This is a genomic window from Oleiphilus sp. HI0117 (assembly GCF_001635235.1).
Genome location: NZ_LWGA01001071.1, coordinates 1 through 1,202, shown reverse-complemented (window position 1 = coordinate 1,202; position 1,202 = coordinate 1). Strand labels below are relative to the sequence as shown.

At 42.7% G+C, this 1,202-nt stretch carries 1 protein-coding gene; it reads right to left on the bottom strand.

Annotation, left to right across the window (positions count from 1 at the left end; all coding sequences use genetic code 11):
- Nucleotides 1–835 (bottom strand): AraC family transcriptional regulator ligand-binding domain-containing protein (locus tag A3757_RS19145; protein ID WP_068740112.1); only part of this gene is annotated, 835 nt, incomplete at its 3' end.
- Nucleotides 836–1,202: the final 367 nt, after the last annotated feature.

Sequence of the window (1,202 nt, the reverse complement as noted above, 5' to 3'; positions counted from 1 at the left end):
CGCGAAAGGAAGTACCTCGGGTCATTAGTTGTCGAGTCAGGTTTCTGCGTGACATAAAAAATTGCGTTGCCGCGTGGTTCGCCGAGCAGGCGTCCGTGCCGAGCGTCCGGGCAATATAGAATTTAACTTGACCAACAATGTCGTCGATTTTCAGTATTTTGTCCAGAAGTTGATCTGCATTCTCCCGCAGTACTTTCAGCATATTGGGGTCTGCGGGAGTAGCTTCAAGATTAAGATCGGAACTACTGATTGCACAGTAATTCACGGCTTGTTCAAATTTTACATTTTTACCAATGAATTCGTAGTAGTCTTCAATACTTGAATTGGGCTTATGACTAAATCCAACTTCCAGAGGACTCCAGGCATCGTCCAATTGCTTACGCAAAAGCTTCATCAATAATGCCATTGCCAATTCAACTTCTTGAGAGATATCAAAAGCGGGTGCAATGTTGACGCGATATTCTAGCCGGCTTTCATTTTTACCTTCAATGAAATCGATAACAATTGCTTTAGATATCGTTTGATCGTATCGGGATAAACATAAACAGACGTCTCTCAATGTGGCCGCGTGATAGACGGTAAGCATTCCTGAACCAAAGTCAGAACCCTTGACAACCTTTGAAAGTTGTAAGCCTAGTAGAGATTCATCGAGACGTTTAGCTGTCCAATTAATGAGTCGGATATAATCTTCCATCGACAGAAATTCGTACCCACCGTTGGAATCCTTTTCCAAATCCAGAGACTGTTCAATTTCGGCTTGAGTGATTCCTCTCTCATACGAAAAGTTCAATAGCCATTGACTAGAAAGCCCTGAAAACTTTTTCAATTGAATCATAAAAACAGCCCCTTTGTTCGGATGGGTGACCGACTATATCGGGGTACAATTGCTCATAGAATCGACTTAACTTATTGTTTTTATTGAAGAGAATACCTTTATTTTTTCGGTCGTCAGCCATACTAAGTTCTTCCATCCCTCTCTTTGAGCCGCGGTAGACGAGCTGAGCGGTGCATGATAGAAGCCGTATGCGCGGCTCGATTATCTCTGATAACCAATAAGGGGTCCTAGGGATTTTGCCTCCATATATCGCAAAACCCTCTGAAGCTCCCGTCTGCCGTGGCCTGTAGAGGGCTATTAATTTCTAATTCACCAAAAATTTGTTATCTTCTTTGACCTTTAGGTCAAAGAATGAGCAGAGACAAAC